Below are 22,317 nucleotides of genomic sequence, written 5' to 3' on the forward strand. Positions count from 1 at the left end.
CTTGTCGCCGTCAGGACAAAGCAAAAACGTTGCCGCACCCGGTTTTCAAACGTATATCGCCAAGTTTTGTTCCGCGAGAAGGGCTAAAAAACGAAACTGATCCAGCCTTTGGACAAGACTTGGCTTGTCGCGAGGTAAAATCTGATTTACCCGGTTGCGCATGAAGATACTTGCGCTTGATACTGCCGCTTCGTGGTGTTCCGTTGCCGTCTACAATGCCGACGGCGATGTCGTGCTTGCCGATGTGAGCGAAAACATCGGCAAGGGACATGCGGAAGTATTGATGGACTATATCGAACGTGCTGTGACTGAGGCGAAACTGTCGCTCCGCGATATGGATCGGGTAGCGGTCAATATCGGACCGGGATCGTTTACCGGCGTTCGTATCGGTGTCTCGGCAGCACGTGGCTTTGCATTGGCGCTCGACGTTCCTGCCATCGGCATAACGGCGTTCGAAGCGTTGGCTGCGGAAACACAGATACTGTCCCCGGAAAAGCCAATTCTGGTTCTCCTCGACGCGCATCGTGGCGAGATTTATGCGCAATCATTCGATGCAAAAGGGTTGCCGGGCGCGAAGCCGCTGGTTCTGTCGCGAGAGGAAGCGGAGGCTCTTGCTGTTTCTCAAGCGGAAAATACTGTTCTTGCAGGTTCTGCAGCCGCTGCGATCAATGACGTGCTTGGTGGCCGTTTCGAGTTGGGCCCGATAGAGCCAACCGCGAAAATCGGCATCTATGCGCGTCTGGCAAGCTTGCGCCAGCCGGGCGATGCGCCGAAGCCGCTTTACATGCGTGGGCCTGATGCGAAGCCGCAGGTCGGGTTTGCACTGCCGCGCAAGGCTACCGGAGAATAGCCGATGATGGGCTTGCCGTTTGGGCGTTTCGGTCGCAGACAAATCTCGGTGGAGCCGCTTGGCGCACAGGATAGTCATGCGATTCAGCGTATTCATGCAGTCGCTTTCCATCACGGCTGGAGTTCCGACGATTTCAGATCGCTGATCGCACAGGATACGGTTTTCGGTTTTGTTGCCCGTGCGAAAGGCAAACCGAACGATGCCTGTGGTTTCGTGCTGGCTCGTCTGGTGGCAGGTGAGGCGGAAATCCTGACGATCGCCGTCGCGCGTGATGTGCAACGCCAGGGCGTCGGGCGCGCGCTGATGGATGCCGTGTTGCGCCATCTCTATCAGGAGCGCGCTGAAACGCTTTTTCTGGAGGTGGATGAGGCGAATATTGCCGCCCAGACGCTTTATCGCCGTCTCGGCTTCCAAAAGGTTGGCGACAGACCTGCTTATTATGAAACCGCCAATGGGCGTTCGGCTGCACTGATATTGCGTCGCGACCTGAGTCGTACTCCGGCAGGGCTACGATGATCGGAGCAATCCGCATCTTTCTCGTCGTCGCGGCAATGGTCGCATTGAGCCTGTCGCTTATTCCAGTTCAGTATCTGTTGCTTAAGCTGAAGAACAACTGGAAGCGGCGTCTGCCGACCTTTTTCCATCGTATTGCTGCACGCCTGTTCGGTTTTCGCATCAAGACCGTCGGCCAGATGCACGAGGGCCGACCTTTGTTACTCGTCGCCAACCATACTTCGTGGAGCGATATTATTGTTCTGTCGACGGTCGGTCAGGTCTCCTTCATCGCCAAGTCGGAAGTCAGGAAGTGGCCTGTTTTCGGTATGTTCGCCGTTTTGCAGCGCACTGTTTTCGTGGAGCGGGAACGGCGGGGCAAAACGGGTGAACAGACATCCGAAATCGCAAGGCGTCTGGTAACCGACGACGCTATGGTGCTGTTTGCGGAAGGCACGACCTCGGATGGTAATCGCGTCCTGCCGTTCAAGACAGCGCTTTTTGGTGCCGCGCATGCCGCGATCAAGGAAGCCAATGTACCCGAAGTCGTGGTTCAGCCGGTTGCCATTGCCTATACGGGCGTGCATGGCATGGCCATGGGCCGTTATTTCCGCCCGATCGCATCATGGCCGGGCGACGTCGAGCTGATGCCGCACCTGAAAGGTATCTTGCATGAAGGCGCTATCGACGTTGAAGTGCGTTTTGGCGAGCCGGTCGTCGTAACGGCCAAGACAGACCGCAAGGCGCTGGCTCGCACAATGGAAAACCGTGTGCGCTCGCTCTTGCAAAGTGCGTTGCTGGGGCGCGAGATTCCCGAAGAGTGACAACGGTTCCATTGGGTGTTCAGCCAAGTGTTCAGATTGTCACCTTTCAAAATGGTCACAAAAGCTGTAGATAGCCGCGCATGAGCGACAATATTACCGATCTCGAGCCCACGGCAGAGCGCCCCAATGTGCGTAAGGTTTTCGTAAAAACCTATGGCTGCCAGATGAACGTCTACGATAGCCAGCGCATGGCCGACAGCCTTGCAGCGGAAGGTTATGTTGCGACCGATACGCCGGACGATGCCGATCTGGTTCTGCTCAATACGTGCCACATTCGCGAAAAGGCGTCGGAAAAGCTCTATTCCGCGCTTGGCCGTCTGCGCAAGATGAAGGATGCGCGTGAAGCGAATGGCAAGGAACTGACCATCGGTGTTGCGGGCTGCGTGGCGCAGGCCGAAGGGCAGGAAATCCTGCGCCGGGCGCCGAATGTCGATCTCGTCATCGGTCCGCAGACCTATCATCGCCTGCCCAATGCGCTTGCGCGGGTCCGCAGCGGCGAAAAGGTGGTTGAGACCGAATACGCTCTCGAAGATAAATTCGAACACCTGCCGTCGCCCAAGCGCGAGGAAACCCGCAAGCGTGGTGTTTCTGCCTTCCTAACTGTGCAGGAAGGCTGCGACAAGTTCTGTACCTTCTGCGTGGTTCCCTATACACGCGGCTCGGAAGTTTCGCGCAGCGTGAAGCAGATCGTGACCGAGGCCGAGCGCCTTGCCGACAGCGGCGTGCGTGAGCTCACTTTGCTTGGCCAGAACGTCAATGCCTGGCACGGCGCTGGTGACGATGGTCGCGAATGGGGCTTGGGCGAACTCCTGTTTCGTCTGGCGCGCATTCCGGGCATTGCCCGGCTTCGTTATACGACCAGCCATCCGCGCGACATGGACGACAGCCTGATTGCCGCCCACCGTGATCTGCGCCAGCTGATGCCCTATCTGCATCTGCCGGTACAATCCGGTTCTGACCGCATTCTCAAGGCGATGAACCGCCGTCACAAGGCGGATGAATATGTGCGTCTGATCGAACGCATCCGCGAAGTGAGGCCGGATCTGGCCCTGTCGGGCGATTTTATCGTCGGCTTCCCCGGTGAAACCGATCAGGACTTCGAAGACACGATGCGGCTGGTGCGCGACGTCAATTACGCGCAGGCCTATTCGTTCAAATATTCGCCTCGCCCCGGCACGCCGGGTGCCGACCTCGACGATCATGTCGAGGAAGCGGTCAAGGATGAGCGCCTTCAGCGCCTTCAGGCTCTCCTGTCCGAACAGCAATATGCATTTCAGGATTCCATGATCGGTCGCGAGATGGATGTGCTGCTTGAAAAGCCGGGTCGTGTCGCAGGCCAGATGGTGGGCCGTTCGCCATGGCTCCTGCCTGTCATCATCGATGACAGCAATGACCGGGTCGGCGACATCATTCATGTGAAAATCACATCCACAGGGACCAATAGCCTTATTGCGCAAAAACTGGCCTGAAGGCATGATGATGTCGAGGCAGAAAATTTCGGCGTATTGAGTCGCTTGCCGGTAATCCTGTCGAGACTTCGATTGCAATGCGTGAACGGTTTGCGTTCACGCATAATCTGGTCTGAAAAGTCGCAACTTTTCAGGATTGTGCTTTAAGGAGATACGGTTGAGCGCTACGGAAAAGCTGAAGTCTGCCAAGCCAACCAATCAAACGCAAAAAAGCCCGACGACCGGGGCCTCGGATATGGCCCACATCGTGCTCACCTTCGACAATAACCGTCTTGCCATCGCGCTTTACGGTCAGTTCGATGAAAATCTGGCCCGTATCGAACAGAAGCTTGGCGTGGATGTCCGCTCCAAGGGAAACCAGCTTTCGATCCGGGGGGAGCCGACCGCAACCGAGCAGGCGCGGCGTGCACTCGATCATCTTTATGAAACGCTGCAGAAAGGTCATGAGCTGACGACGTCGGATGTCGACGGCGCCTTGCGCATGGCAATCGCTGCGGACGACCAGCTGACGCTGCCGACTATGGAAAACAAGGGCAAGCTCTCTGCTGCCCAGATTTCCACGCGCAAAAAGACCATCTTTGCCCGCACGCCGACGCAGGATGCCTATATGCGTGCGCTCGACCGGTCGGAGCTGGTGTTCGGCGTCGGCCCCGCAGGTACCGGCAAGACCTATCTTGCCGTCGCCCATGCGGCGATGCTGCTGGAACGCGGCCTGGTGGAGCGCATCATCCTGTCGCGTCCGGCTGTCGAGGCCGGCGAACGACTGGGCTTCCTGCCGGGTGACATGAAGGAAAAGGTCGATCCCTATTTGCGCCCGCTTTACGATGCGCTTTACGACATGATGCCTGCCGAAAAGGTTGAGCGTGCCATTACGGCGGGTGTGATCGAAATCGCGCCGCTTGCCTTCATGCGCGGGCGCACGCTGGCACATTCCGCGGTCATTCTCGATGAAGCACAGAACACGACGTCCATGCAGATGAAGATGTTCCTGACCCGCTTGGGCGAGGGGTCGCGCATGATGGTCAATGGTGATCCGAGTCAGATCGATCTTCCGCCGGGCCAGAAATCAGGTCTCGTTGAAGCGCTTCGCGTGCTGGACGATGTCGAGGGCGTCATCAAGGTGCGCTTTACGGAGAAAGACGTTGTTCGTCATCCGCTGGTGGCGGCAATCGTCGGAGCTTACGACCGCGACGGCAAACAGCACGCGCGTTCGGAATGATCTTGCAATTGCCTATTGGAATCACGATTTAAGAAAAGCTGTCTGCCTTTTCGAGTGTGTCCCCAAAAGTGGGAACCGCTCTTGGCAGACAGCTTTCTTGTAACTGAAAGGATGATGCGGCTAGCCAGCACGGAGAGCCGCCGCAGAACGTGTCAAATAACGCGATCCATATCGATATCATGGTTGAAGCTGGCAACTGGCCGGATGAAACCGCCCTTGAAGGGCTCGTCAGAAAGTCGGTCGAGGCCGCCTGGGCCAATCTTGGCCTGAAAAGCGCGGCAAGCGAGCTGAGTGTTGTCTTCACCGACGATGCCTCGATCCAGACCCTGAATGCAGAATGGCGCGGCAAGGACAAGCCGACCAATGTGCTGTCGTTTCCTGCGTTTCCGGTCAAGGCCGGGGCGCAGCCGGGCCCGATGCTGGGCGACATCATCATCGCGCGCGAAACTGTCGAGCGTGAGGCCCGTGAAGAGGGCAAGCCGCTCGAAAACCATCTCGCTCACCTCGTCGTGCATGGCTTTTTGCACCTTTTGGGTTACGATCACGAAACCGATGCGGAAGCGGAGGTTATGGAGGGGCGCGAGCGTGAAATCCTTCATGCTCTTGCCATCCCCGACCCTTATGCTGTATCCGAATAAGACCTTAACAACGATTGACCATGGCTGATCAAACATCGCACCCCCCGTCCGCTGGCGAAAATCGCAGCGAGACTCAAGACGCCGAAGGGCAAAGTACGCAGCGGCCCGTAGTGGCCGAGAAGCGTTCCCTCTTGTCTAATATTTTCCCGTTCATGCGCTCGCGCCAATCATCTTCTCTGCGCGAAGATCTGGCCGATGCCCTTTCCAGCACGGCAAGCGAACAGGATTCAGCATTCTCGCCTGAAGAAAAGGCGATGCTGCATAACATCCTTCGCCTGCGCGAGATTCGCGTCGAAGACGTGATGATTCCGCGCGCCGATGTCGAGGCAGTGGAAATTTCCACACCGCTCTGGGAAGTGCTGGAGCTTTTCGAAAAATCCGGCCATTCGCGTATGCCGGTCTATGCCGAGACGCTGGACGATCCGCGCGGCATGATCCATATCCGTGATGTTCTCAATTACATTACCAAGCAGGCCCGCCAGAAGACCACGCGCCGTAGCAGCGCGCGCAGCAAGGCGACGGCCGAAGACAAGGCCGCCAAATTCGACATGGGCCGGATCGATCTCACCAAGACGATCGGTGAACTCAATCTCATGCGCAAGGTTCTGTTTGTGCCGCCATCCATGATGGCAAGCGGATTGATGGCGCGCATGCAGGCGACCCATATCCAGATGGCGCTGGTCATTGATGAATATGGCGGTACCGACGGTCTGGTTTCACTGGAAGACATTGTCGAAATGGTTGTCGGTGATATCGAAGACGAGCATGACGACGAAGAAATCATGATCGCCGAAGAAGCCGATGGCGTGTTCGTTGTCGATGCGCGCGCCGATCTGGAAGAGCTGGCCGCGAAAATCGGCCCATCCTTCGAAGTCGGCGAACATGGCGAGGATGTCGACACGGTCGGCGGCCTCATCTTCTCGGTCCTGGGGCGTATTCCGGTTCGCGGTGAAGTGGTGCAGGCTATTCCGGGCTATGAATTCCATGTGCTGGAAGTCGATCCTCGCCGGGTGAAGAAAGTGCGTATTGTGCCGCTTTCCGCAGCTGATCGCCGTCGCCAGCAGCGTGCTGTCGTATCCGCCAAGCCGGGTGACCAGCCTATAGAGGCTGAAGCCACAACCGACGCTCCTAAAGAGGCCTGATGATCGAAAGGCTGGCGGGGAAAATCATTCTTTCGAGCGGCTGGCGTCGAGCGTTGGCCGCTTTCCTGAGCGGTGCCTTCGCCACGCTGACCCAGCCGCCCTTCGATGGTTTTGTGGCGGGTTTCGTTTCTTTCCCCATTTTGGTCTGGTTGATTGACGGGGCCATTGCGAAAGCGAATGCCGGGCCGGTTCGCCGTCTGTTGCCAGCGGCCATGGTTGGCTGGTGGTTTGGGTTTGGCTATTTCGTTTCCGGACTGTGGTGGATTGGAACGGCGCTGCTGGTTGATGCAGACCAGTTTGCCTGGGCCTTGCCGCTGGCGGTTCTAGGCCTCCCTGCATTTCTGGCTCTATTCTATGCGTTTGCAGCCATGGTTGCGCGCATCTTCTGGTCGGACGGCTTGGGGCGTATCTTCGCGCTAGCGTTTGGCTTTGCGCTGGCGGAATGGCTGCGTCTTTTCCTGTTCACCGGTTTTCCGTGGAATGCGATCGGCTATGCCATCATGCCGACGCCGCTGCTGATGCAATCGGTTGCCGTGCTCGGTCTGATCGGGATGAGCGCATTGGCCGTCTTTGTCTTTGCCGCACCGGCTCTGCTGATTGGTGGGCGGTTTGCCAAGACAGGCATTGTTCTCGCCCTGTTGCTGGTGGCAGCGCATGTCGGATTCGGTGCCTGGACGCTTTCAAAAGCGCCGGCAATCGGTGAAGAAAAAGGAACGCTCGCGGTTCGCATCGTACAGCCGTCTATCGCCCAGACCATGAAGTGGGATAATGCGGAGCGCCGGTCTATCTTCGACAAGCTGGTGTCGCTGACGGGCGAAGCGCCAGCGGAAGGCAAGCCGAAACCCGATGTGGTCATTTGGCCGGAAACGGCTGTTCCCTATATTCTCACCTCGACGCCCGAGGCTCTGTCCCGCATCGGCGAGGTTCTGAAGGACGGGCAGATGCTGCTCACCGGTGCCGTTCGTGAAGAGAAGGCATCAGGGGGCGGCGAGCCGCGCTATTATAATTCAATTTATACGATTGATGATCGTGGTGTGATTGTCGATGCCGCCGACAAGGTGCACCTCGTCCCCTTTGGCGAATACCTGCCTTATGAGAGTTTTTTGCGCAGGCTTGGACTTCAGGAAGTGGTGGAGATGCCGGGCGGATTTACCGCCGGTGCGTCGCGTCGGGCGCTGAACGTCAAAGACGGTCAGACCTTTCTGCCGCTGATCTGTTACGAGGCCATTTTTCCGGATGAGCTTGGATATACGGGCCAAAGAGCCAGCGCCATCATCAATGTGACAAACGACGCATGGTATGGCGATACGCCGGGTCCGTACCAGCATTTTCGCCAGGCACAGGTTCGCGCGGTGGAGCAAGGGCTCCCCCTCATTCGTGCAGCTAACAATGGTCTTTCAGCTGTCGTTGATGCTTATGGTCGAATCACCGACGGCCTTGCGCATGACGCTGTCGGGGTCGTTGACGCTTACCTACCGTCATCTCGTGCACCATTTTGGGGCACGCCACATGGCTCACGACAATCTCTGGTAGCGCTGTTAACCTTACTCGTGTTGAGCATGGCTTTCCGACTGCCAATCGGCAGGCGTTTTCATTGACAGACTAATATTGTTACGATGTTATGGCGCGGCGGCGACGGTTTTTGCGGAAAATCGTCAGACTACCTCCCAAAACTTATTGTTATCGCTGTTCAGATGAACAGAGCATGAATGGAAGCTCGCAGCTGCGAGGAGTGACAGTTGTATGATTGAGAATAAAAAGAAGCCCAACCCAATTGACGTGCATGTCGGCAGCCGCATCCGTCTTCGCCGTAACATGCTGGGCCTCAGTCAGGAAAAACTTGGCGAAAGCCTTGGAATTACGTTTCAGCAGATCCAGAAATACGAGAAAGGCACCAACCGCGTCGGTGCAAGCCGCCTTCAGGCGATCTCGGCAATTCTCAATGTCCCGGTTTCCTTCTTTTTTGAAGACGCACCAGGTTCCTCGAACCAGGCCGGTTTTGCGGAAGACAATGAAGCAACCTATGTGGTCGATTTCCTGAATTCCAACGAAGGTGTTCAGCTGACCCGCGCCTTCACGAAAATTTCAGATCCGAAAGTGCGCCGCAAGATCATCGATCTCGTGAAGTCGCTCGCTGCGGACGCTGACTGATTTCATATCTCGAAAAGTGCAGCAGACGCGGGACATAGACATGTCCCGCCGGTTTTTGCGATTTACAGTGCCTGAACAGGCAGAAAATGCCATCCGGAATGAATTTTCCCGCTGATGCGCTGTCGCAACAAGAATATGCATTGACGGTTTAATCCCAACTTCGCTAACACATTACCGTGCCCGGAACGCTGAAAGCCTGTTCCGGGCGCTACTGTGTTTCCATGGCGGAGATATTCTCCGTTGGATTTTCAAGAGGGGTTACCCGTGTCGCGCAGTTCTTATCTCTTCACCAGCGAATCTGTGTCCGAAGGACATCCGGACAAGGTTTGCGACCGCATCTCCGATGAAATCGTGGACATGATCTATAAGGAAGCGCGTCGCACCGGCGTTGATCCCTGGTCTGTCCGTGTTGCCTGCGAAACGCTTGCCACCACCAATCGGGTGGTCATTGCCGGCGAAGTGCGCGTGCCGGATACGTTCCTGAAGAAGAATAAGGACGGCACTGTCGCCCATGATGCTGCAGGACATCCGCTGATTAATCCTTCGCGTTTCCGGTCGGCAGCCCGCAAGGCGATCCGGGAAATCGGTTACGAGCAGAACGGTTTCAACTGGAAGACGGTGAAGATCGACGTGCTTCTGCATCCGCAGTCCGCCGATATCGCGCAGGGCGTGGACAACGCCGCCGATCGTCAGGGCGAAGAAGGTGCAGGCGATCAGGGCATCATGTTCGGTTATGCTTGCCGCGAAACCCCGGACCTCATGCCGGCCCCGATCTATTATTCGCACAAGATTCTCGAAAAGCTCTCCGAAGCCCGTCACAAGGGTGAAGGCGATGCAGGCAAACTCGGCCCCGACGCCAAGAGCCAGGTCACCGTGCGTTACGAGAACGGCAAGGCCGCTGAGGTCACGCAGATCGTTCTATCCACACAGCATATGGATGCGAGCTGGGATTCGAAAAAGGTTCGGTCAGTTGTCGAGCCTTATATCCGTGATGCACTCGGCGAGCTTCCGATCGCAGCCACTTGCAACTGGTACATCAATCCGACCGGCAAGTTCGTCATCGGCGGACCGGACGGCGATGCTGGTCTGACTGGCCGCAAGATCATCGTGGATACCTATGGCGGCGCCGCTCCGCATGGCGGCGGCGCATTTTCGGGCAAGGACACGACCAAGGTGGATCGCTCCGCCGCCTATGCCGCGCGCTATCTCGCCAAGAATGTCGTTGCTGCAGGTCTTGCCGACCGCTGCACGATCCAGCTTTCCTATGCCATTGGTGTGGCACAGCCGCTTTCGGTTTATGTCGATCTGCATGGCACCGGCAAGGTGGCCGAATCTGCGGTCGAAGAAGCGCTTCGCGAGGTCATGGACCTGTCGCCGACCGGCATCCGCAAGCATCTCGACCTCAACAAGCCGATCTATGCCAAGACCTCGTCTTACGGTCATTTCGGCCGCAAACCGGGCCGTGACGGTTCTTTCTCCTGGGAGAAGACGGACCTGACCAAGGCTCTGAAGGCCGCGGTGGCGTAACTTTCCTGGCGGAAAGTTGCATCGCAAGCCGCTTGGCGTTATGTGTCCCGACGATTTTCGAGGAGCGCGGTCTTGGATCGCGCTCTTCTGTTATTGGAGCGCATCCCGAAAAGTGTGAAACGGTTTTCGGGCTAGATGCGCGTCAAAACAAATAAATAGAACACCGATATGATGCCGACGGATAAAATATGACCGAAGAATCTCATCCTCTGCGCGGTGCCGGAAATTTCTTCGGCCGTCGCCACGGCAAGCCTTTGCGAAGCCACCAGAAGAACCTGTTCGAAGATCTTCTGCCCCGCCTCAAGATCAACGTCGAAAACCCGGCGCCACAGGATCTGCGCACGCTCTTTGAAGCGAAGGTCGATGCAGTGCGTCTGGAAATCGGTTTTGGCGGCGGTGAGCACCTGCACCATGAGACAGGCCGTTATCCGCAAACGGGTTTCATTGGCGTCGAGCCTTTCATCAACGGCATGGCCAAGATGCTGGCGGCATTGGATGGCGAACCGCGATCGAATCTGCGTCTCTACGACGAGGATGCAACAGCGGTTTTGGACTGGCTACCGGATGCTTCCTTGTCGGGTATCGATCTCTTCTATCCCGATCCATGGCACAAGCGTCGCCACTGGAAGCGCCGTTTCGTCAGCGATGCCAATCTCGACCGCTTCGCCCGTGTCCTGAAACCCGGCGCAAAATTCAGGTTTGCTTCCGACATTGAACATTATGTCAACTGGACGCTCCAGCATTGTCGCCGTCATCCTGCATTCGACTGGCAGGCAGAAGGCCCGTCCGACTGGAACCACGCCTATGAAGGCTGGCCTGGCACGCGCTATGAGGCAAAGGCTTTTCGCGAAGGACGCCGTGCAGCCTATCTGACCTTCATCCGTCGTTGAAGCTACCAGCAGCGAACGGAATGAATCGAACAGCAGAAGCGGTCTTGAAAAAATCCGCTTCCGCTGGTATATAAGTCTCAAATTCTTGGTCGTTTGAACAAGAGTGGGTCCACCCGGTCCCGCTCTTTTTTGTTACTTACGGCTAACTTGAAGGGGCTTTCCGGCCTTTTGAAAGGTTTTTAGGTTGACGGAACAGGTTCAGGCAAACGAAGCAGAAACGCTCGCAGCAGGCGCGGATGAACGCATCATTCGCGAGACGGGTATTGATGCGAAAGTGGCTTCCATCATCGAGCCCGTCATCAATACGCTGGGCTTTCGGTTGGTACGCGTGCGCCTTTCGGGGCTCAATGGCCAGACCTTGCAGATCATGGCCGAACGTCCCGATGGCACGATGACGGTCGATGACTGCGAACTGGTCAGCCGTACGGTTGCCCCGGTTCTCGACGTGGAAGATCCCATCAGTGGAAAATACCATCTGGAGATTTCGTCTCCCGGTATCGACCGCCCGTTGGTTCGCAAGTCGGACTTTGCCGATTGGGCCGGTCACATCGCAAAGGTGGAAACCTCCGTCGTGCACGAAGGCCGCAAGAAATTCCGCGGCCGCATCGTCCTGGGGGATGCGGAATCGGTCGTGATCGAAAGCGACCAGATTTCCTACGGCAGCGAACCTGTCGTGCGCATTCCATTCGATCTGATTTCTGATGCACGCCTCGTGCTGACCGATGACCTGATCCGCGATGCGTTGCGCAAGGACAAGGCTCTGCGCGAAGGCCGCATTCCCGGTGACGACCTCGGTAGCGAAGAAGCGGGCGAGCAGTCCGATGAAACCGCATCGGGCGAAGCTGAAGATAAAGAATAAGTTTCTGGCGTCCGGCATCTAGAGGAGCCGGGTGCGACACCAAGGAGAGTCCAATGGCAGTCAGTGCTAACAGGCTGGAGCTTCTGCAGATCGCCGATGCGGTCGCACGCGAGAAGTCGATCGACCGCGAGATCGTTCTTGCGGCCATGGCCGATGCGATCCAGAAGGCGGCGCGTTCGCGTTACGGCCAGGAAAGCAACATCCGCGCGGACATCAATGCGAAGTCCGGCGAGATCAAGCTGCAGCGCCTGCTCGAAGTCGTCGAGCATGTCGAGGATTACGCGACGCAGATTTCGCTCTTCACCGCGCGCGATCGCAACCCGGACGCACAGGTCGGCGACTTCATCGCCGATCAGCTGCCGCCGATGGATTTCGGCCGTATTGCTGCCCAGTCGGCAAAGCAGGTCATCGTGCAGAAAGTGCGCGAAGCCGAGCGTGACCGCCAGTATGACGAATACAAGGATCGCGTTGGTGAGATCGTCAACGGCACCGTCAAGCGCGTCGAATATGGCAATGTGATTGTCGATCTCGGTCGTGGCGAAGCCATCGTGCGCCGCGATGAGCTGATCCCGCGTGAAGCTTTCCGTTATGGTGACCGCATCCGCGCCTATGTCTACGATGTGCGTCGCGAACAGCGCGGCCCGCAGATTTTCCTGTCGCGTACCCATCCGTCCTTCATGGCGAAGCTCTTCACCATGGAAGTGCCGGAAATCTATGACGGCATCATCGAAATCAAGTCGGTTGCCCGCGATCCGGGTTCCCGCGCCAAGATTGCCGTCGTGTCGCGTGATGCGTCCATCGATCCGGTCGGCGCCTGCGTCGGTATGCGTGGCTCCCGCGTTCAGGCCGTTGTGGGCGAACTGCAGGGTGAAAAGATCGACATCATTCCGTGGTCGCCAGACGCTGCTTCCTTCATCGTCAACGCGCTTCAGCCAGCGGAAGTTGCCAAGGTTGTTCTCGATGAAGATGCTGAACGTATTGAAGTTGTCGTTCCGAATGACCAACTATCACTTGCAATCGGTCGTCGCGGTCAGAACGTGCGCCTTGCTTCCCAGCTCACCGGCTGGGACATTGACATCCTGACGGAAGACGAAGAATCCGAACGTCGCCAGAAGGAATTCACCGAGCGTTCGACGCTCTTCATGGATGCCCTCAACGTTGACGAGATGGTTGGTCAGGTTCTGGCCTCTGAAGGTTTCGCATCTGTTGAAGAACTGGCCTATGTCGAGCCGGGCGAAATCGCCTCCATCGATGGTTTCGATGAGGATACGGCTGGCGAAATCCAGGAACGTGCCCGCGAATATCTGGATCGCATCGAGAGCGAACAGGATGATCGCCGCAAGGAACTGGGCGTCGAAGACGAACTGCGCGAACTGCCGGGTATCACCACGGCAATGCTCGTGGCTGTCGGTGAAGACGGCGTCAAGACGATGGAAGACTTTGCCGGCTATGCCGTCGATGATCTGGTCGGCTGGCGTGAACGCAAGGACGGTGAAACCGTCGCTCATAGCGGTATCTTCTCTTCCTTCGATGTTTCGCGCGTCGATGCGGAACAGATGGTCCTGACTGCGCGTTTGAAGGCAGGATGGATCACGGAAGAAGAACTGGCATCGGCACAGGAAGAAGAAGCCGAAGTCGGTGAAGAGGAAGCTGCTTCCTAAGAAGCGGCCGGAATAAAAAGAGCCGCATGGCTTCTTACGTCTGGTGTAATTCAGGCGTAAGCTATGCGGCTCTTGCAATTCATCCCTGAAAAATGGTCGTCATTCATTCGAATTGATTGGCCAGTTCAGGTTTCGGACATGTTCCGGGTTGTGGTGGGGCTTATGCTCTGGTACAGCGCCCGCGTTACGTCCGACGTGCGGGCAGACCGCAATATGGCAAGACTGGAGTTCGCGTGGAGCAGGATATGAATGACAGAACCTGTATCGTCACGCGCGAAAGCGGTTCTGCCGATGATCTGATCCGTTTCGTGGCCGGTCCCGACGGTTCCGTGGTGCCGGACTTGAAAAGAACTCTGCCGGGCAGGGGGTGCTGGGTCAAGGCCGAGCGCCGTCTGGTGGATGAAGCGGTCAAGCGCAAGCTTTTTGCGCGGGCGCTGAAGGAAGGTGTAACGCCGCAGGCGGATCTTGGCGCGCTGGTGGACCAGTTGCTGACGAAATCTGCCCTTGGCAGCCTCGCCCTGGCTCGCAAGGCCGGGGCTGTGGTATCTGGCTCGACCAAGGTGGATCAGGCGATCCGCACCGGGACAGCCGCCATGGTGTTGCACGCAAAGGAAGCCGCCGCCGACGGCGTACGCAAGCTCGATCAGGCTCGCCGTGCCGTGGTGCATCTGGAGGGTCCGGAAATCCCTTCTTTCACTCTTTTTACGGGGGAAGAAATGGATTTGGCATTTGGGGGCGGAAATGTGATACATGCAGCCGTACTTGAAGGAAAGGCGGCGGCCGGGTTCGTAAAGCGGGCGCTTATGTTGCATCGCTATCGCGGTGAAAGCGCATCGGACCTGGATTAGAGCGCAACTCTGGAGGGGCCTGGCAGACCCCGGATCGGATTGCGCGTTGAGGCGGATGACTGGAGTTTTATCCAACATGACCCGGTCACGTTGGATAAAGCTCGAGTAGAGCGGCCGGAGCCGCGAAGGAAACGGAAACGTAATGAGCGATAAAACGAACGACGACAAGACGCTGAGCGTTAATACGAAGAAGACGCTGACCATGAAGCGGCCGGGCGTCGAGCAGAGCACCGTGCGCCAGAATTTCAGCCACGGCCGCACGAAGGCTGTCGTCGTTGAAACGAAAAAGCGCAAATTCTCGCGGCCTGACGAGAAGCCGGAAGTCGAGGCAGCGGCGCCGAAGCCAGCAGCTCCGGCACCTGCTGCTCCCGCGCCTGCGGCATCTACTCCTGCACCGGCACAAGCCGCGCAGCCTGCACAAGCCGCGCCGGTAGTGCGCGCGCCAGCACCAGCCACCCCGGCACCGAAGCCAGCAGCTCCTGCTGCTCCGGTAACGAAGCCGCATGTCGCACAGCAGCGCCCGGCACAACAGCGTCCCGGCGGCCAACAGGCACAGCGTCCGCGCCCGTCCGACCGCTCCGGCATGGTGTTGAACACGCTGTCGCGCTCCGAAATGGATGCACGTCGCCGCGCGCTCGAAGAAGCGCAGGTCCGTGAAGTTGAAGAACGCGCACGCGCTGTCGAGGAAGCCAAGCGTCGCGCCGAGGAAGATGCCCGCCGCGCCAAGGAACGTGAAGAATCTGCCCGTCGTCAGGCGGAAGAGGAAGCTCGCCTCAAGGCCGAGGCCGATGCCCGCCGTAAGGCCGAGGAAGAGGCTGCCAAGCGTATGCCGCAGCCGGAAGCCCGTACCGAGCGTCGCGACGATGCGCGCCCGGCACCGCAGGGCAATCGCCCGCAGCAGGCCGGTCGTCCTCAGGGCAATCGTCCGCCGCAAGGTGGCCGTCCGCAGCAGGGTGGTCCGCGCCCGGCTGCGCCAAGCCTTGCCGACGCTGCCCCGATCCCGGGCAAGCCGCTTCCGCAGAGCCAGCTTCGCAAGACTGTTGCATCTGATGATGACGACCGTCGTGGCGGTGGCCTGACTGCTGCCCGTCGCGGTGCTCCGGCCAAGCCGGAAGTTCGCGCGCCAAAAGTAGTCAAGACCGAAGATGATCGCCGTCGTGGCAAGCTGACCATCTCCAGCAATCTTGAGGATGAAGGTCGTTCGCGTTCGCTTTCGGCGATGCGTCGTCGTCAGGAAAAGTTCAAGCGTTCGCAGATGCAGGAAACACGCGAAAAAATTTCGCGTGAAGTGACCATTCCTGAAACCATTACGCTTCAGGAACTTGCACAGCGCATGACCGAACGTTCGGTCGATATCATCAAGTACCTGATGAAGCAGGGCCAGATGATGAAGCCGGGCGACGTGATTGATGCCGATATGGCGCAGCTCATTGCTGAAGAATTCGGCCATACCGTCAAGCGCGTTGCGGAATCGGACGTTGAAGAAGGCATCTTCGGTGTTGCCGACAACGAGGCTGCGCTGGTTTCCCGTCCTCCAGTCGTGACCATTATGGGTCACGTCGATCACGGCAAGACCTCGCTGCTTGATGCGATCCGTCACGCCAATGTTGTTTCGGGCGAAGCCGGTGGCATCACCCAGCATATCGGTGCTTATCAGGTCGAGCAGAACGGCCAGAAGATCACCTTCATCGATACGCCGGGCCACGCTGCCTTTACTGCAATGCGTGCCCGTGGTGCGCAGGCGACCGACATTGCCATCCTCGTGGTGGCTGCCGATGACAGCGTGATGCCGCAGACGATTGAATCGATCAATCATGCCAAGGCGGCAGGTGTTCCGATCATCGTGGCGATCAACAAGATCGACAAGCCAGCTGCCGATCCGCAGAAGGTTCGCGCTGCTCTGTTGCAGCATGACGTCTTTGTGGAATCGATGGGCGGTGAAGTTCTCGACGTCGAAGTGTCGGCCAAGAACAAGCTCAACCTCGACAAACTGCTTGAAGCAATTCTGTTGCAGGCTGAAATTCTTGATCTCAAGGCTGATCCATCGCGTACGGCTGAAGGCGTTGTCGTCGAAGCCCAGCTCGATCGTGGCCGTGGTTCGGTTGCAACCGTTCTGGTTCAGACGGGTACGCTGCATCCGGGTGACATCCTCGTCGCCGGTAGCGAATGGGGCCGCGTGCGCGCACTGGTCAACGACCGTGGCGAGCATGTGAAGGAAGCCGGTCCTGCGATGCCAGTGGAAGTCCTCGGCCTTCAGGGCACGCCGCAGGCCGGTGACCGCTTTGCCGTGGTTGCTAACGAAGCCAAGGCACGCGAAATTGCCGAGTACCGTCAGCGTCTGGCACGCGACAAGGCTGTAGCCCGCCAGTCCGGCGCGCGCGGCTCGCTTGAGCAGATGATGAACCAGCTCCAGGTGTCGGGCACGAAGGAATTCCCACTCGTCATCAAGGGCGACGTGCAGGGTTCTATCGAAGCCATCACCAATGCACTGGACAAGCTCGGCACCGACGAAGTGCGTGCACGTATCGTGCATTCGGGCGCCGGTGGTATCACGGAAAGCGACGTGTCGCTGGCCGAAGCCTCCAACGCTGCGATCATCGGCTTCAACGTCCGCGCCAACAAGCAGGCACGTGACGCAGCCGATCAGCAGGGCATCGAAATCCGCTACTACAACATCATCTATGATTTGATTGATGACGTTAAGGCAGCGATGTCGGGTCTCCTGTCGCCGGAACGCCGCGAAACCTTCCTCGGCAATGCCGAGATTCTCGAAGTCTTCAACATCACCAAGGTCGGCAAGGTTGCCGGTTGCCGTGTCACCGAAGGCAAGGTCGAGCGTGGTGCAGGCGTCCGCCTCATCCGCGACAACGTGGTTATCCACGAAGGCAAGCTCAAGACGCTCAAGCGCTTCAAGGACGAAGTGTCGGAAGTTCCGGCCGGTCAGGAATGCGGTATGGCGTTCGAGAACTACGACGACATTCGCGCAGGCGACGTTATCGAAGCCTTCCGCGTCGAACACGTTTCGCGCACGCTTTAAGTACTATCCCGCCGGGCTGCCGAGAGGTGGCCCGGCTTTTCATTATCCGGTCCAGAGGGTCTGACTCCCAGCTGGATTGTGGTAAGTTGCGTATTATTACGCCTGCCAATTTGTAGTCATGTTGTCGGACAGTCCTTCGCGGCTGGATGCCGATTGGCGGCTGTTTATCGAGGATATAGCCATGGCACGTTCTCCAGATCCAAAAGGCTCAGGTGGCCTTTCCCAGCGCCAGCTTCGCGTGGGCGAGCAGGTGCGTCACGCATTGGCGCAGGTGCTTCAGCGCGGCGAAATTCGCGACGATCTTATCGCCCATACCGTGATTTCCGTCTCGGAAGTGCGTATGTCGCCCGATCTCAAGATTGCGACCTGCTTCATCACTCCGCTTGGTAACGCCGACACGCAAGCGGTTATCAAGGCGCTGGCTGCAAACGCAAAGTTCATTCGTGGTCGCATGGCGCCAAGCCTCAGCCAGATGAAATACATGCCGGAATTCCGCTTCCGGGCCGATACGAGCTTTGACAATTTTTCCAAGATCGATGCGCTGCTCCGCTCGCCGGAAGTCGCCCGCGATCTTGGGCATGACGATGAAGAAGACCGGGAGGCAGACAAGGCTTCCCGCAATGGAGACGAATAAAGCATGGCAAGACGGGGCAAGAAAAAAGGTCGTCCGATATCCGGCTGGGTTATTTTCGATAAGCCGAAAGGGATGGGATCGACCGAGGCGGTCTCGAAGATCAAGTGGCTGTTCAACGCCGAAAAAGCCGGTCATGCCGGTACACTTGATCCGCTTGCTTCCGGCATGTTGCCCATAGCGTTGGGTGAGGCCACCAAAACCGTGCCTTATGTCATGGATGGAACCAAGATCTACCGTTTCACGGTAAGCTGGGGCGAGGAACGCTCAACGGACGATCTGGAAGGTGTTGCCACCAAGACCTCGGATAATCGCCCGTCGCGCGCCGATGTCGAGGCATTGCTGCCGAACTACACCGGTGTCATTTCGCAGGTTCCACCGCAGTTTTCCGCCATCAAGATCGATGGCGAGCGCGCTTACGATCTTGCCCGCGAAGGCGAGACGGTCGAGATACCTTCCCGTGAAGTCGAGATTGACCGTCTGGAGATTGTTGGTATTCCGGATGCTGATCGCACCGAGTTCGAGGTCGAATGCTCCAAGGGCACCTATGTGCGCTCTCTCGCACGCGATATGGGCCGGGATCTCGGTTGCTACGGACACATTTCAGAACTGCGCCGCATCGAAGTTGCGCCGTTCACGGAAGAAGACGCTGTAACACTGGCAGAACTTGAACAGGCTTGGCCGCCGCTTCCGCCCAAGGATGAGGATGGCAATGTCGTAGAGCCCACTCCGCGTCGCGACTTTTCGGCGATTGATGCATTGGTCATCGATACGGGAGCTGCTCTCGACTGTCTGCCGCAGGTGCCGCTTACCGACGATCAGGCGCAACGCGTGCGTCTTGGCAATCCGGTGATCCTGCGCGGACGTGATGCGCCTCTGGAAGCAGACGAAGCGTGTGTCACGACACGCGGAAAACTGCTCGCCATCGGTTACATCGAGCACGGACAGTTCAAACCGAAGCGCGTTTTCACAACGGGCTGACGTTTCGTCAGACGATCGCGATAAGGCGGCAAATTGAATTGAGACTGGCGTTCCCGCCAATTTTGCACTATATGCCCCTTCATCGATCATGCGTAAAAGCATGTCAGATCGTGTAAATGGCCCGCGCTGGACGACATCCCGGCCCGGGCGTCTGGTTTTCCTCTCATCTAGAAAGGGTGTTACGATGTCGATTACTGCTGAGCGCAAGCAAGCACTTATCAAGGAATACGCCACCAAGGAAGGCGACACCGGTTCTCCTGAAGTACAGGTTGCCGTTCTTTCCGAGCGTATCGCCAACCTCACCGAACACTTCAAGGGCCACAAGAATGACAATCATTCGCGTCGCGGCCTCCTGAAGCTGGTTTCGCAGCGTCGTCGCCTTCTTGACTACGTCAAGGGCATCGACCAGACACGTTACCAGGCGCTGATCGGCCGTCTCGGCCTGCGCCGCTAACGGTAAAATCGGGCGACGTATCCAAACGTCGCCCATTTGATTTATTCGGCATTTTGTCATGCGGATAGCCGCTTACAGATAAAATGCGACACTTGAGCATGTCTCCCAAAAGTGGGAACCGGTTTTGGGACGAAGACATGCGTAAAACCAAACAGATAGAGCGGAAGCGCGAACATATGTGAGCGCATCCGCTCTATCGGGCGATTGCCCGCTGGCATGAAACGACGCACCGGGTGCATTCCGTCATGCCGATGAAGAGCCAAAAGGCTCATGACCTGGACCAGTCATGGGGCAGGATTGCAGGCAGTTCGTGTCAGAGGATATTCGGGAGCGAATGTTCTGACACATAACGAACTTCCCGTTGTCTTGCCCGTGGCCCGTCCGCCAACCGAGGCGATGCCTTCAGGCGCTTTTGCGCGGCATCACCACATGAGGACAAGATATGTTCAATACCCATAAAGTAGAAATCGAATGGGGCGGTCGTCCGCTTACGCTCGAAACCGGCAAGATCGCACGTCAGGCTGACGGTGCAGTTCTCGCAACCTATGGCGAAACCGTTGTTTTGGCGACTGTCGTTTCTGCCAAGGAGCCGAAGCCGGGCCAGGATTTCTTCCCGCTCACCGTCAACTATCAGGAAAAGACCTATGCCGCTGGCAAGATCCCTGGCGGCTACTTCAAGCGTGAAGGTCGTCCGAGCGAAAACGAAACGCTCGTCTCGCGCCTGATCGACCGTCCGATCCGCCCGCTCTTCGTTGAAGGTTACAAGAACGACACGCAGGTTGTCCTGACTGTTGTTCAGCACGACCTCGAAAACAACCCCGACGTTCTGTCGATGGTTGCAGCTTCCGCAGCGCTGACCATTTCCGGCGTTCCTTTCATGGGGCCGATCGGTGGTGCGCGCGTTGGTTATATCAACGGCGAATACGTCCTGAACCCGAATATCGACGAAATGCCGGAATCGAAGCTCGATCTGGTTGTTGCCGGTACCGCCGATGCTGTGCTGATGGTTGAATCGGAAGCGCAGGAGCTTTCTGAAGAAGTCATGCTGGGTGCCGTTGTTTTCGGCCAGAAGGGCTTCCAGCCGGTCATCGACGCGATCATCAAGCTTGCTGAAGTTGCTGCCAAGGAACCGCGCGACTTCCAGCCGGAAGATCTTTCGGACCTCGAAGCCAAGATGCTGGCCGTTGTCGAAAACGACCTGCGCGATGCATACAAGATCACCGAAAAGCAGGCTCGTTACGTTGCTGTCGACGCTGCAAAGGCCAAGGCGAAGGCTCACTTCTTCCCGGAAGGCGTGGAAGAGCCGGAATTCTCGGCTGAAAAATTTGCGACCGTCTTCAAGCATCTGCAGGCCAAGATCGTTCGCTGGAACATTCTCGACACCGGCAGCCGCATTGATGGCCGTGATCTGAAGACCGTTCGTGCAATCGTTTCGGAAGTTGGCCTTCTGCCGCGCACCCACGGTTCGGCGCTGTTCACCCGCGGCGAAACACAGGCGATCGTTGTTGCCACGCTGGGCACCGGCGAAGACGAGCAGATGATCGATGCCCTGACCGGCACGTACAAAGAATCCTTCATGCTGCATTACAACTTCCCGCCATATTCGGTCGGTGAAACCGGTCGTATGGGTTCGCCGGGCCGTCGTGAAGTTGGTCATGGCAAGCTCGCATGGCGCGCTATCCATCCGATGTTGCCTGCTGCCGACCAGTTCCCGTACACGATCCGTTCGGTTTCCGAGATCACCGAATCCAACGGTTCTTCCTCGATGGCGACCGTTTGCGGCACCTCGCTTGCTCTGATGGACGCAGGCGTTCCGCTTGCACGTCCGGTTGCCGGTATCGCCATGGGCCTGATCAAGGAAGGCGAACGCTTCGCCGTTCTCTCCGACATCCTTGGCGATGAAGATCACCTCGGCGACATGGACTTCAAGGTTGCCGGTACTGACAACGGCATCACCGCACTTCAGATGGACATCAAGATCGACGGTATCACCGAAGAGATCATGAAGGTCGCTCTGGAGCAGGCCAAGGGCGGTCGCGTTCACATCCTCGGCGAAATGGCGAAGGCTCTGTCCACGTCGCGTGAAGAACTCGGCGAATTCGCTCCGCGCATCGAAGTGATGAACATCCCGACCGACAAGATCCGTGATGTTATCGGTTCTGGCGGCAAGGTTATCCGCGAAATCGTGGAAAAGACAGGCGCCAAGATCAACATCGAAGACGACGGTACGGTCAAGATCGCTTCGTCGAACGGTAAGGAAATCGAAGCCGCCAAGAAGTGGATTCACTCGATTGTTGCCGAACCGGAAGTTGGCGAAATCTACGAAGGTACGGTCGTGAAGACTGCTGACTTCGGCGCTTTCGTAAACTTCTTTGGTCCACGAGACGGTCTGGTTCACATTTCGCAGCTCGCTTCCGACCGCGTTGCCAAGACCACTGACGTGGTCAAGGAAGGCCAGAAGGTCTGGGTCAAGCTCATGGGCTTTGACGAACGTGGCAAGGTTCGCCTGTCGATGAAGGTTGTCGATCAGGAAACCGGCAAGGAAGTTGTTGCTGAAAAGAAGGCAGAAGCCGACGCTGAATAAGCGTTTCTGCTACTGTAAATCAATCGAAAGCGCGCTCTTGTGGCGCGCTTTTTTGTTGCA

General features: G+C 57.6%; 19 protein-coding genes. All 19 read left to right on the forward strand.

The features are described 5' to 3' along the window. Positions 1-160 precede the first annotated feature (160 nt). Positions 161-850, forward strand: a complete 690-nt coding sequence (gene tsaB, locus CES86_RS12840) for a tRNA (adenosine(37)-N6)-threonylcarbamoyltransferase complex dimerization subunit type 1 TsaB (protein ID WP_012091004.1) — start codon at positions 161-163, stop codon at positions 848-850. 3 nt (positions 851-853) lie between these two features. Further along, positions 854-1,366, forward strand: coding sequence for a ribosomal protein S18-alanine N-acetyltransferase (gene rimI / locus CES86_RS12845; protein ID WP_012091003.1), 513 nt, complete (start codon positions 854-856; stop codon positions 1,364-1,366). Continuing rightward, positions 1,363-2,166, forward strand: coding sequence for a lysophospholipid acyltransferase family protein (locus CES86_RS12850; protein WP_012091002.1), 804 nt, complete (start codon positions 1,363-1,365; stop codon positions 2,164-2,166). Before rimI ends, CES86_RS12850 begins: the two co-directional genes overlap by 4 nt. 80 nt (positions 2,167-2,246) lie before the next feature. After that, a complete protein-coding gene (miaB, locus tag CES86_RS12855; RefSeq protein ID WP_094514564.1) occupies positions 2,247-3,635 on the forward strand; it encodes a tRNA (N6-isopentenyl adenosine(37)-C2)-methylthiotransferase MiaB in 1,389 nt (462 codons plus the stop codon). Positions 3,636-3,792: 157 nt separating this feature from the next. Next, the gene (locus tag CES86_RS12860; RefSeq protein WP_012091000.1) at positions 3,793-4,854 is read left to right on the forward strand and encodes a PhoH family protein; all 1,062 of its coding nucleotides are present in this window, start codon (positions 3,793-3,795) and stop codon (positions 4,852-4,854) included. A 149-nt stretch (positions 4,855-5,003) separates the two neighbouring features. After that, positions 5,004-5,492 carry an rRNA maturation RNase YbeY gene (ybeY, locus tag CES86_RS12865; protein WP_012090999.1) on the forward strand — a complete coding sequence of 163 codons (489 nt, stop codon included), beginning with the start codon at positions 5,004-5,006 and terminating at the stop codon, positions 5,490-5,492. Positions 5,493-5,512: 20 nt separating this feature from the next. Beyond that, positions 5,513-6,634 carry a hemolysin family protein gene (locus tag CES86_RS12870; protein WP_012090998.1) on the forward strand — a complete coding sequence of 374 codons (1,122 nt, stop codon included), beginning with the start codon at positions 5,513-5,515 and terminating at the stop codon, positions 6,632-6,634. Next, entirely contained in the window at positions 6,634-8,232 is a 1,599-nt protein-coding gene (gene lnt, locus CES86_RS12875) for an apolipoprotein N-acyltransferase (protein WP_094514566.1), read from the forward strand. Before CES86_RS12870 ends, lnt begins: the two co-directional genes overlap by 1 nt. 145 nt (positions 8,233-8,377) lie before the next feature. Beyond that, entirely contained in the window at positions 8,378-8,785 is a 408-nt protein-coding gene (locus CES86_RS12880) for a helix-turn-helix domain-containing protein (RefSeq protein ID WP_010657769.1), read from the forward strand. 264 nt (positions 8,786-9,049) lie between these two features. Then, a complete protein-coding gene (gene metK / locus CES86_RS12885) occupies positions 9,050-10,312 on the forward strand; it encodes a methionine adenosyltransferase (protein ID WP_012090996.1) in 1,263 nt (420 codons plus the stop codon). Between the two features lie 188 nt (positions 10,313-10,500). Next, positions 10,501-11,202 (forward strand): tRNA (guanine(46)-N(7))-methyltransferase TrmB, encoded by a 702-nt coding sequence (gene trmB, locus CES86_RS12890; RefSeq protein ID WP_012090995.1) that lies wholly within the window; start codon positions 10,501-10,503, stop codon positions 11,200-11,202. Positions 11,203-11,386: 184 nt separating this feature from the next. Next, positions 11,387-12,061: a ribosome maturation factor RimP gene (gene rimP / locus CES86_RS12895; RefSeq protein WP_012090994.1), complete on the forward strand. Its 675-nt coding sequence runs from the start codon at positions 11,387-11,389 to the stop codon at positions 12,059-12,061. 53 nt (positions 12,062-12,114) lie between these two features. Continuing rightward, the gene (gene nusA, locus CES86_RS12900; RefSeq protein WP_012090993.1) at positions 12,115-13,722 is read left to right on the forward strand and encodes a transcription termination factor NusA; all 1,608 of its coding nucleotides are present in this window, start codon (positions 12,115-12,117) and stop codon (positions 13,720-13,722) included. Between the two features lie 233 nt (positions 13,723-13,955). Next, positions 13,956-14,570 carry an RNA-binding protein gene (locus CES86_RS12905; RefSeq protein ID WP_255411958.1) on the forward strand — a complete coding sequence of 205 codons (615 nt, stop codon included), beginning with the start codon at positions 13,956-13,958 and terminating at the stop codon, positions 14,568-14,570. 142 nt (positions 14,571-14,712) lie between these two features. Beyond that, complete coding sequence (gene infB, locus CES86_RS12910) at positions 14,713-17,607, forward strand: translation initiation factor IF-2 (RefSeq protein ID WP_094514567.1); 2,895 nt, start codon at positions 14,713-14,715, stop codon at positions 17,605-17,607. Between the two features lie 181 nt (positions 17,608-17,788). Then, on the forward strand, positions 17,789-18,241 hold the full coding sequence (gene rbfA, locus CES86_RS12915) for a 30S ribosome-binding factor RbfA (RefSeq protein WP_010657777.1): 453 nt from the start codon (positions 17,789-17,791) through the stop codon (positions 18,239-18,241). Between the two features lie 3 nt (positions 18,242-18,244). Then, positions 18,245-19,219 carry a tRNA pseudouridine(55) synthase TruB gene (truB, locus tag CES86_RS12920; RefSeq protein ID WP_012090990.1) on the forward strand — a complete coding sequence of 325 codons (975 nt, stop codon included), beginning with the start codon at positions 18,245-18,247 and terminating at the stop codon, positions 19,217-19,219. Between the two features lie 184 nt (positions 19,220-19,403). After that, the gene (gene rpsO, locus CES86_RS12925; RefSeq protein ID WP_012090989.1) at positions 19,404-19,673 is read left to right on the forward strand and encodes a 30S ribosomal protein S15; all 270 of its coding nucleotides are present in this window, start codon (positions 19,404-19,406) and stop codon (positions 19,671-19,673) included. A gap of 442 nt (positions 19,674-20,115) precedes the next feature. Next, entirely contained in the window at positions 20,116-22,257 is a 2,142-nt protein-coding gene (gene pnp, locus CES86_RS12930; RefSeq protein ID WP_012090988.1) for a polyribonucleotide nucleotidyltransferase, read from the forward strand. Positions 22,258-22,317 lie beyond the last annotated feature (60 nt).

It is taken from the genome of Brucella lupini, assembly GCF_002252535.1.
Lineage (GTDB): Bacteria > Pseudomonadota > Alphaproteobacteria > Rhizobiales > Rhizobiaceae > Brucella > Brucella anthropi.